This window comes from Novacetimonas hansenii JCM 7643 (genome assembly GCF_000964405.1).
In the GTDB taxonomy this organism is placed as follows: domain Bacteria; phylum Pseudomonadota; class Alphaproteobacteria; order Acetobacterales; family Acetobacteraceae; genus Novacetimonas; species Novacetimonas hansenii.
The window spans coordinates 1-10,573 of the sequence record NZ_BANE01000266.1; the positions used below are offsets into that span (position 1 = coordinate 1).

The following is a 10,573-nucleotide window of genomic DNA, read 5'->3' on the forward strand; positions in this document are numbered from 1 at the left end:
AAGACGCCGCCTTTTTCGATCAAAAGGCAGCACCCAAAAACTTTCCTTATTTTCAAACAATCTTTTATTATTTCAGTGGGTGTTGGTGCAAACTGTTCAGACAGCCGCTAAGGAATGACAAAAGTTTTCCGGTATTGCTGTTTTTTCAGAAATCAAAGCCTCGTTAAAGACCTTTATCATTTCAGTGAAAGCATCGTTCAGCAGGCTGTGGCAGTCATGTTGCATGGTGGGCGGGAACCACGAAAGGGTTTCTGGCAGGATTTTGCGTCAACATTGCCGGGATGGGCGGGATCTTTTTTGCCCCCTTTTTGCCCCTGCCTTCTGGCCTCGGGGAATGCCTGCATTCAGGATGCGGTGCGTTCCGGCCGCCCGCATGCGCGGATGGGGGTTCATATTTCTGTCACAAAACTGTCACGGATATATAATCCTACCCCCTGAATTCGTCGTTATATTTGCCCGCGTTCGCTGGATATTCACCTGGTATCTGGTTGTTGTATTGGGGAACACAAGTATTATGTACTTTCCTGTCCGATTTCTGGCGCTTGCCCTTGCGGCGACCGCGGCTCCTGTCATGGCGCATGCCGCCGACATCACGGGGGCGGGGTCCAGCTTCGCCGCGCCCATTTATGGCGCGTGGGGCGCGGACAGCCGCAATTCGATCGGTGTCAGCCTGAATTACCAGACGGTCGGTTCCAGCGCGGGCCAGAACCAGATCCTGGCCAAGACTGTTGATTTTGGCGCATCCGACGTGCCGATGGACCCGCAGAAGCTTGATGCCGCGCACCTGTTCCAATTCCCGACCGTGATGGGCGGCATCGTGCCGGTCGTCAATGTGCCTGGTGTGCCCGCAGGTTCGCTGCAGCTTGATGGCCCGACGCTTGCCGCCATTTACCGTGGTGATATCACGCAGTGGAACGATCCGAAGATCGTGGCCCTGAACCCCGGTGTAAAGCTGCCGGATACCGCCATCGCCACCGTGCATCGTGCGGATGGGTCGGGCACGACCGCCGTGTTCACGTCCTACCTGTCCCGCGTTTCACCGGAATGGAAGGGCGCGCAGGGTGCCGGAGCGTCCATTTCATGGCCCGGCGGGATCGGCGCGCGTGGCAATGACGGCGTGGCGGCGTCCGTGCGCAATACCGAAGGTGCGATCGGTTACGTGGAATATGCCTTCGCCGCCAATACCCACATGGCGACGGTCAAGCTGAAGAACCATAGCGGTGCGTTCGTTGCCGCCGGCCTCGACAGTTTCAGCCGTGCGGCCGAAGCCGCCGACTGGAAGGGGGCATCGCACTTCGCGGTGGACCTGATCGACACCGATGGCGCGGGCGCATGGCCCATCGTGTCGCCGACCTATGTGATGGTTTACGTGCCGGTGTCCAAGGCGGAACACGGTGCGGCAGTGCGCAAGTTCTTTGGCCATGCCCTGCAAAGCGGCGACAAGGCCGCCAACCGTCTGGATTACGTGCCGGTGCCCGCCAGTGTGAAGGCCGATATCCTGCAAAAGTGGGACAGCGCGCAGTAATAACAGCCTTTCAGCAGTTATAAATCCGCGACCGCGTTGTGGACCTGCCCCGAAAGGGGCAGGTTTTTGCGCATGCGCGGCTGTCATAAAACCTTCATGAAACTGTCTTGGAAACATAACACACAATAAAGCGCGAACAGATTACATCACGATCATCTTTTATTTACGGAATGAACAAGATGATTCGCCGGTCTGCTGCTTCGTTCTTTCTGGCTTCTTCTGCCTTGTGGGGCACCATGCCGGTTCATAAGGCATGTGCAACGTCCGCGCAGGATGCCCAGATCCAGCAACTCCAGCGGGAGATGCAGGAAATGCGGCGTGAGATGTCGGGGCAGATCAGCGCCCTGCGTCAGCGTCTTGTCCGTGCGGAAGGACGCACCACCGCAGGCCAGCAGCCGGTCCGTCATGCGATGGCCCGTCCGGTCGGCGCACCGATGTCCCCGGCCATGGCGAATGATATCGCGATTGGTGGGGATACGGGGCCGGGGATGAATGGGTCGGTCAGCGGCATGCTGCGTTCATCCGACGTGGGTACGCCGCCGTCCGACCGTGGGATTGATTCGTCGTGGAAATCGTTCCGTGCCGCGACGGAAAAGGAAGAGGCTGTTCATTTCGGTGGCATGATGATCGGCTTCCCCGGCGGTCGTCCCACCATCTCGTCCGAGGATGGCGCCTATGCCCTTCAGATCGGCCTTGCGTTCCATGAAGACCTTGGCGGGTTCATGGGCATGTCCCCGCGTGCGGGGGAAACGAAGGGCCTGTTTCCCGGCATGACGGAAAATGCGCGTCGCCTGCGTATCCCCATCTCCTTCCGTTACAAGAACTGGATTGCGAATATCACGCCTGATTTCGGCGCAGGCAGTGCGGATGGCGCGGTGACGCTGTATGAAGCGAACCTGAATTATGCAGGTATCCACCATACGGTGCTGACCGCCGGTTACTTTCAGCCGCGCGTGACCGAGGAAGATTCCGAAAGCTCCAACGAATTCGAAATGATGGAACGTCCCGCCATCACCGATATCGTGCGTAACATCGCCGCGGGCGATGCGCGCTTCAGCCTTGGTGCCCTGCATTATGCCAAACGCTGGTGGATTGCGGGTTACGTGACGGGCCAGAGCTATGGCAACCGTTCGTCCGCCGTCGTCAGCGACAGCCAGACGGGTGCGACGTTCCGTGTTGCGGGCCGTCCCTATGTCTCGCGCGATGTTGACCTGCATGTCGGCCTGTCGGCCATCAGCGCGTTCAAGGTGAATGAAACCGCCAATGGCCGCGTCTATTCCCCCAGCGAGGCACCTGAAGTCAATCTGACGACGACAAAGCTGCTGTCCGCCACGGTCGGGAATGCGGGCACCGTCTGGTCTGCTGGTCCCGAACTCGGCTTCCGCTGGAAGCGCCTGACGCTGAAGGGCGAATATTACCATATCGGCGTGCAGCGCAAGGGAACCGAGGCCACGGGCAACATGCCTGCCGCCAATTTCGAAGGGTATTACGGCGCGGCGAACTATACCCTGTTTGGCAAGGGACGGTCGTATAACATCAAGGAAGGTGCATTCTCCGCCCCTGGTGTGGAACATCCCTTCAACCCCGCTACGGGCGACTGGGGTGCGCTGGAACTGTCCGCGCGTTACAGTGTGGCGGACCTGAACAGCAACCTTGGCGGTATCGGCAGCGTGCGGGGCGGGCAGCAGACGGTCTGGTCGGCGGGCGTGAACTGGTATCCCAACCGTCATTTCCGTTTCATGCTGGATTTCAACCACTTCATCGTGACCCGCAACAGCCAGTTGTATGACCTGATGGGCCGTACCGGTAACTCGGTGGCCGGACGTATTCAGGCGGCATTCTGATCCGTCGGCCTGTCGCGGTCCTTTGGTAACATGACCCCGCCAGAGATCTGGCGGGGTTATTGTGTCAGAAGCGGTCCGGGCACGCCGCCTGTATCAACAGTTTGCCGGACAAGGATTTCGTGCTGATCATAAAGTTTTGAGAGTGAAGTTTAGAAAAGGTAAGTCCGATAATATTATGAAATCATAAAAGTTTTTGGTGAAGCTTTTTTCAAAAAGCTTCGAAAGACATCGCCTTTTTTCGATTGAATGGCAGCACCAAAAATATTTCCTATTGTTTATCGACGGTTTGTTTTCAAATAATCGCTAAGAAAAGTCTTTGGGTATTTCCTTTTTTCAAAAAGATAGCGTCTTCTGAAGCTTTTTTGAAAAAGCTTCACCAAAAACTTTTATAATTTCAGGATATTGTTGAGACTGATTTTTTTTAAAAAATCATGGCAATTACAGAAATGTTCCTGTTTTTTTTGATGGGGTGTCGCCATTTTCAAAATGGCGACACCCCAAGACTTTCATTATTTTTGCAGGAACGGGCAGGGACCTTTTGTTCAGGCCGGTACGGGGCCTGAAAGCTGCGGCAGGGTGTGACCCATTGGAATGCTCTGTTCTGATGGGCGCCACTCGCCGGTATTGTCGTCACGACCCTGCAGGACAAAGCGCGGGTTGGGCAGGGACATCTGTGCGATGGCCTGTGCGGACAGGGTGCCGATCGGACCGGGCAGGAGCCTGTTGACGATCAGGCCCAGTTCTGTATCGGCAAATGTGCTCAGCATGGCGGCGTCGCCGCTGCTGTCGCCACAGACCAGCAGCGGACCTTGCCCATGCCGGCGGACCAGTGCTTCGCGGATGGCGCGGACCTTTCCCGTGCGATAGGTCACGGGCCAGTGCGCGGCCCCATGCAGGCCAAGGCGGCCGCCGGGCCACTGCATGCGAACGCCAAGGATATTGGCGCGTGGCAGGCCATAGCCATAATCCGGATCGGTCGCAAATACCGCCACCACTTCTTCCAGAGAGGCGGAACAGACATAAACCTCGATCCCCGCACCGCGCAATGCTGCCTGCAACTCGGCAATTTCAGGCGTCAGGCGCAGGCCCGTCTGGATGGGGCGTGCGACGATGCCTGCGCGCCCCGGCCGGCTTGCAGGCGTGATCCATGTTTCCCGCCCGATCCCCTGGCCAAGGTGCCATGCGTTCGATGCCCGCGCCAGTGCCGCCAGCCCCGATGCGTCATATCCCGCCAGCAGCCGGATGATCCATCGGCAGGCGACGTCGCCATCACATGTCGCGTTGATGGCGTCATAGGCAAAGACCAGCTTTGAACGCAGGCTGAGCAGTATCAGATCATCCGCCGCCGGTGTGCCCTGCCGCGCCGCCAGCGTGGCATGGTCCGCGCACAGATCCGCATGCAGGTCGGCAAAGCGCACGCGGCGCCCGTCCACGGTGCGGAATTCCCCATCGAAAATACGTGCGGGCACATCAAGTGCCGTCGCCTGGGCAAAGACGTGTGGGGGCATGGCGAACAGGAAACGGCTGGCGGTATAATGCAGCAGCGTTTCTTCGCAATCGCCTGCGATGCAGGTATTGTCCCAGTCGAACACGGCATAGGGACGTCGCGCCGGGTTATTGCGTGCGTCGGGGCCGGTGGTGCCATGGGTTGCGATCAGGTTTTCGATCACCTGGCGGGTGCGCGGCGCCCATTTCAGGGGGGCCAGCACCGGCGTCGCGGCCCGGGTGAAGGAAGGCACGGCCGGGGCCATGCAGGCCGCAAGGCCGGATGCAAGCGCTCTGCGCCGGGTAAGGACTGTCATGCCTGTTGCTGCCCCATATGTGGATCGGTCCGGCTGGGTCTGCCATTTTCCATGTGTCCCGCCAATATGATGGTGTCATGGCCATGATGGGGGATATGCAGGGTCAGGTCATACCAGCAGTCCGACGCGGTGACGGGCCATGTGGTTTCGCTGTTCCCGCCGGGTGGTATGATGACCTTTTGCGTGGTGCGGGCATAGGCGTCATCCACCTGTATCTTTTGTGGTGTATGGCCGGGATTGTGCAGCGACAGCACCACCGCGTCATGCACCGGATCATATCGCAGCGCCACCCCCGGCGGTGCCTTGCTGGCAAAGCGGCGGAAGAACCCGTTGGGTCCATGTACCGTTATGTCCACCGTCATGCCGGGGACATGGGGCGTCCCCACCCGCACATCCATGTCATGGCCCGCATCAAGCGTGTAATGCCGTGTCACCCCTGCGTCGCGGATGCGCAGGACCGCCCCCTGCGTGCCCGTATTCGCCAGGCGCAGGACCCCCGTGGGCAGAAGGTCGGCATGCAGGGCGTAAGGCAGGGCACGTGCGCGACGTTGCCCGGATTCCTGTTGTGGCAGGGCCTGCTGCGTCGGGAGTGTCGGCAGCGGCAGCGTGCAGGACTGGCGTGTCTGGGCCAGGTATGTATCGGTGCGCGGCAGGTCCGCCTGCCACCGGCGGTCTGTCTGTGCAAAGTCGAAGATGGAGGTCATGTCCCCGCAGACCACGCGCCGCCATGGGGTGATATAGGGGGCCTCCACGCCAAAGCGGGCCTCCAGAAAGCGCAGGACGGAGGTATGGTCGAACACCTGCGAATTGACCCATCCCCCCTTGGTCCAGGGTGACACCACGATCGTGGGTACGCGTGGGCCAAGCCCGACGGGAACGCCGTGATAGGATTCACCGTCCACTGTTACGCTGCTTGCGCCCTGTGCCGGATCAAGGGCGGGGACTGGCGGGGGCATATGGTCAAAAAAACCGTCATTTTCATCGTAATTGAGGATGAAAACCGTTTTGGCCCAGACATCGGGATGACGTACGAATACGTCCATCAACTGTGATATCAGGTGTTCACCATATCCCGGTGGTGCATTGGGATGTTCCGACAACGCGGCGGGCGGCACGATCCACGATACCTGCGGCAAGGTGCCGTGCGCCACGTCATGTTCGAACGCACGGATCAGGTAGCGCCCTTCGGATTGATGCATGTTGGCGGCATTCGACCCCCGCACGACCATGCGCGCGCGGCGATAGGCCCATGATTTCGTATCAAGGTTGCGAAACTGTGCAAAGGAGGCCAGCGGATTGTCGCCGAAATTGTCATATTCCTGGTAAACACGCCATGACACCCCGGCCGCCTGTAGCTTTTCGGGATAGGTAGACCAGCGGAACGGTTCGAAATCCGGGTGGTCATGCGCCATGTCGGCGGACCAGTTGCCGTCATCGCAGTTGTCGATGACCTGTTTGCCCGTATTCCCGGCGGCAAGGCCGCTTGTGCCGGAAAACAGGAACAGCCGGTTGGGGTTGGTCGGCCCGAAGATGGAGGCGTGATAGGCGTCGCAGATCGTAAAGGCATCGGCCAGCGCGTAATAGTACGGGATCTGCGCGCGGGTGAAATGGCCCATGGTCATGGGTGTCTTGTGCGGCACCCATGTGTCCCAGTCGTTCCATGCCGTCTGCGTGCCCTTCCAATTATGGTCAAGGCTGGCGATGCAGGCCGATGACGTATGGGCCGTATCCAGCATGAACGGCATGACGCGGCCGCCTTTTCCATCCGGTTGGGAAAAGACGCTGTTGCCATCGGGAAGTTGTTCGGCGCGTGGGTCGCCATATCCGCGCACGCCCTGCAGGCAGCCGAAATAATGATCGAAAGAGCGGTTTTCCTGCATAAGGATCACCACATGTTCCACGTCGCGGATTGTGCCCGTCACCCGGTTGGGGGCGATGGCCATCGCGCGGCGCAGGTTATCGGGCAATGCCGTTCCCGCGGCCACCGCCGCACTGAATTTCAGGAATGCGCGGCGGCCGGTGGTATGTGACATTGGTCTGCTCATCCGTCGTGGGGGGGATTTTCAAATAACATCGTGGGAAAATAATGAAAGATTTCGGGCACCGCCTTTTTAAAAAAGCGGTGCCCTGATGAAGATTCCGGGGAAACCCGCCGCCAGAAACCTCCAAAGGCTGTTTGAAAGGGTCAGCCCGATAAGGCCGTGAAATCATAAAAGTTTTTGGTGAAGATTTTTTCAGAAATCTTCGAAAGACGTCGCCTTTTTCAATCGAAAGGCAACGCCAGGAATCTTTTCTATGATTTATCAACAGCCTGTTTCAGGCAGCATCAGCACGCCCTCAGAAATGCTTGCGCAGGGTAAAGAAGACCATGCGCGGTGCGCCAGCCTGCAATGTCTGGAATGTGCCCTTGGGGTCGGAAACCTCGAACCCGTTACTGCCGACCGTCGCGACATAACGCTTGTCAAACAGGTTGGTTACGTTGATCTGCGCATCGACGCCACGCAGCACCCAGTTGCGGCTGTGGAAGCGATAGCCAAGGTTGAGGTTGAATATGTCGTTGGGCTTCACCCACTGGTCATTGGTATAGGTATAGCTCCGGCGGCCCTGGTACTGCATCTGGAAATTACCCCAGATCGTGCCGTCATCATAACTGACCTGCACGTTGGCAAGGTTGCGCGGCATTGCGACCACGCTCTTGCCCTTGGTGTTGTACGTTACGCCAGATTCGGTCAGGTTGTTGTCATAGACAGAGTCGTTATACGAATATGATGCATACAGCGACCAGTTATCGGCAAAGCGGTAGTTGAACGCCGTGTCGATGCCGCGTGCCGTGACGCCGCCCACATTGCTCAGCACCGCCGGGTTGCCCTGAATGCCGACGCCCTGCGTAATGGACAGAAGGCGGTCCTCGAATTCCACATAATATCCGGTGATGGACGCCTGTATCCGCTTGTTATGGAAGCGGTAGCCGATTTCCTCACTATAGGACATCTCGGGGTGGATCTTGTTCTTGATCGCCTCATACCCGGCCACCGTCGTTGCAAACGGGCTGGTCGCACCGGTGGAGGAATTGTCGAACGCCGCCATATTGCGCGAGAAATCGGCAAAGACTTCGTGATTGCGGTTGAAGCGGTAGTTCGCGCCGATCTGTGGCAAGAAACCGTTGGCCGAGGTGATCGAACCCGATGCATACGGGTTGGCCGTGGCCGTGCCCATGTAATTGCCCGGCAGCGCCTGCGCGATATTGTCCACCACCAGCGACTTGAAACCATAATTCAGTTTCAGCTTTGGCGTGATCTGCCACGTGTCCTGGATATGGAACTGGTAGGTTTTGGTATTGTAATTGCCCTGCCACTGCGTTTCAAAGGAATTGCCGCCGAACCAGTGGACGGAACTGCCGGTATATTTTGTCGCGCTGAGGGGATAGAAACGCCGCGCCTGTTCGAAATTGTTGTTTTCGAACCAGAACCCGCCTTCGATCGTGTGATGGCCGATATTATACGACAGGCTGGACAATACGCCTTCGCGGTGGATGTCATATTCCGTGGTGCGCGTGGACAGCGCCCCGCCACCAAGGGATGCCGGCGTCGGGTTATAAGGCGTGACCCACACGCCTTCGCCGGTATTGGTATGACCGTAGACGGTGACAAACCCCTTCAGCCGGTCGGTGATGTTGAAGTCAATCTTGCCATAGCCAAGGATGTCCTGACGCAGGCCGGCGGAGTTGTAATAGGACTGGTCCTGATTCGCGATCCCGGCGGGCATGGCCGTCCCGTTCTGGTACGCGCGGCCGATCTGCTGGGCAAGGGGATAGTTGCCGGTGATATTATCGACATTGTACCCCTTGGTCGCGATCATCTGCTGCGAGAGGTCCTGATAATCGTTTTCGGCGCGCTGGCTGTAATCCCCGAACAGCGTCAGCTTGACGTGCTTGCCCAATGGCTGGATGTATTTGGCGTTGGCCTGCTGCTGCTGCTGGATGCCATCGCCCTTCCACTTGTTCGCATCCTGATAGTCATAGGATACATAAAGTCGGCCGCCGCCCTTCATCGTGCCGGTATTGACGCGCGCGAACGTGCGCCATGTGCCATACGACCCGACCGTGCCCGCGACATCGACGCCGAATTTCTTGGTCGGGTCGATGGAGGTGAACTCCAGCGCGCCGCCAAGGTCGTTCGATGCCGCGACGCCCACCGCGCCCGCACCCTGCGCCAGGGTGGCGGCACCGTTATTTTCGGTCTGGAGCGCGCGCCCGATCGACAGCCCGTTGTCGTTACCATAGGCAAGGTTGCCCAGCGGGATGCCATCCATGGTGAAACCAAGGCGGCTCTGGTCAAAGCCACGGATGATGATCTGCTGCGACCATTCATACGATCCCAGGGGATCGGACGAGGTGAACATGACACCAGGCAGTTTCGACAGGGCCTTGAGCGGGCTGGTCCCCGGTGCGGTTTCCTGGATGGCGGTATGTGACAGCGTCTGCGTCTCACGCGCTGCGCCCGCGCCAAGGACAATGATCGATTCCGCCTGTGTGGCACGCACGGAATCGACATTTGTTCTGGCTGCGGCTGCGGCTGTGGTCGTAGTCTTGGCGTGTGCGGGGGGCTGCTTTGCCGGGGCCGTCTTGCGGGCTGTGCTGGCCGCGTTGGCATTATGCAACAGCAGGGTGCTCATGCATGTTGTCAGCAAAAGGAGTTTGGTCTTTTTCATACAGCGCGATCCCTCAAGCCCAAGGCCCCAGTTATTCCGGTTGGGTGTTTACTGGCGCGAACCTAGGTTTTGGGTTCCACACTGTCTTGTTATAGTTTGGTGACGGGAGTGTTACAGTAATATGACACGATGTATTTGATGTATCTGCGTGCTTTTCATGTATGAAGATAAAGGAACCTGATGATATTTCTGGCCTGTATATTGCATGGCCCCCTGGGTTCATGCCGCGTAATCATGCAGGTCAGGTACATGCTTCGTTACGGATTGCGCGATTATTTATTATGGCCGGATTTGATTATGTCTGGAAATATTATGCATGGCGCATCGCATAACGGCATGGGACGCAATCCGGCACGGGATGTGAAACCATGCGCACGATTGCCGCGGACAGGGTGTGATCGTGCCATGATTTGTAACATCACATTGTTTTCACGCAGAAAATGCGAATTTCATGCCGCGCCCCCGTCCGTTGATGCGGGGGATGGGATCGTGGCGACATGGCCGGTGTTGCTTTTGGAACACAGTGCCCTGAAAACCTGCTGGCGCGTTGCGTCCCCCGTTATCGGTAATACCGGGGGACATGTGCGGCCGGGGCATGGCGGGATGCCGCAGGCATTATCCCCGTATGTTCTGATATATTTTAGAGAGTGTCTGAAAACACATCATTGATAAAAAAGAAAAGTTTTTGGGTG

Annotated in this window: 5 protein-coding genes; 2 read left to right on the forward strand and 3 right to left on the reverse strand. The window is 58.1% G+C overall.

Annotated features, from left to right (window positions below):
- Window positions 1-514 precede the first annotated feature (514 nt).
- Both pstS and B7G66_RS14420 read left to right on the forward strand, forming a co-directional pair.
- Window positions 515-1,525 carry a phosphate ABC transporter substrate-binding protein PstS gene (gene pstS, locus B7G66_RS14415; RefSeq protein WP_003621509.1) on the forward strand — a complete coding sequence of 337 codons (1,011 nt, stop codon included), beginning with the start codon at window positions 515-517 and terminating at the stop codon, window positions 1,523-1,525.
- A gap of 170 nt (window positions 1,526-1,695) precedes the next feature.
- Window positions 1,696-3,369, forward strand: a complete 1,674-nt coding sequence (locus B7G66_RS14420) for an OprO/OprP family phosphate-selective porin (RefSeq protein WP_003621510.1) — start codon at window positions 1,696-1,698, stop codon at window positions 3,367-3,369.
- Between the two features lie 542 nt (window positions 3,370-3,911).
- On the opposite strand, the gene B7G66_RS14425 is transcribed toward B7G66_RS14420, so the two are convergent.
- The 3 genes from B7G66_RS14425 to B7G66_RS14435 all read right to left on the reverse strand — a co-directional run bounded on the left by B7G66_RS14425 (window position 3,912) and on the right by B7G66_RS14435 (window position 9,845).
- On the reverse strand, window positions 3,912-5,171 hold the full coding sequence (locus B7G66_RS14425) for a haloacid dehalogenase-like hydrolase (protein WP_003621511.1): 1,260 nt from the start codon (window positions 5,169-5,171) through the stop codon (window positions 3,912-3,914).
- Window positions 5,168-7,204 (reverse strand): phosphocholine-specific phospholipase C, encoded by a 2,037-nt coding sequence (locus tag B7G66_RS14430; RefSeq protein WP_003621512.1) that lies wholly within the window; start codon window positions 7,202-7,204, stop codon window positions 5,168-5,170. Before B7G66_RS14430 ends, B7G66_RS14425 begins: the two co-directional genes overlap by 4 nt.
- A gap of 304 nt (window positions 7,205-7,508) precedes the next feature.
- Window positions 7,509-9,845 carry a TonB-dependent receptor domain-containing protein gene (locus tag B7G66_RS14435; protein WP_040512691.1) on the reverse strand — a complete coding sequence of 779 codons (2,337 nt, stop codon included), beginning with the start codon at window positions 9,843-9,845 and terminating at the stop codon, window positions 7,509-7,511.
- Window positions 9,846-10,573 lie beyond the last annotated feature (728 nt).

Excerpts from the sequence above, each read along its gene's own strand:
- pstS (WP_003621509.1), top strand. The coding sequence starts at position 515 with ATGTACTTTCCTGTCCGATTTCTGGCGCTTGCCCTTGCGGCGACCGCG.
- B7G66_RS14420 (WP_003621510.1), top strand. The coding sequence starts at position 1,696 with ATGAACAAGATGATTCGCCGGTCTGCTGCTTCGTTCTTTCTGGCTTCT.
- B7G66_RS14425 (WP_003621511.1), bottom strand. The coding sequence starts at position 5,171 with ATGACAGTCCTTACCCGGCGCAGAGCGCTTGCATCCGGCCTTGCGGCC.
- B7G66_RS14430 (WP_003621512.1), bottom strand. The coding sequence starts at position 7,204 with ATGTCACATACCACCGGCCGCCGCGCATTCCTGAAATTCAGTGCGGCG.
- B7G66_RS14435 (WP_040512691.1), bottom strand. The coding sequence starts at position 9,845 with ATGAGCACCCTGCTGTTGCATAATGCCAACGCGGCCAGCACAGCCCGC.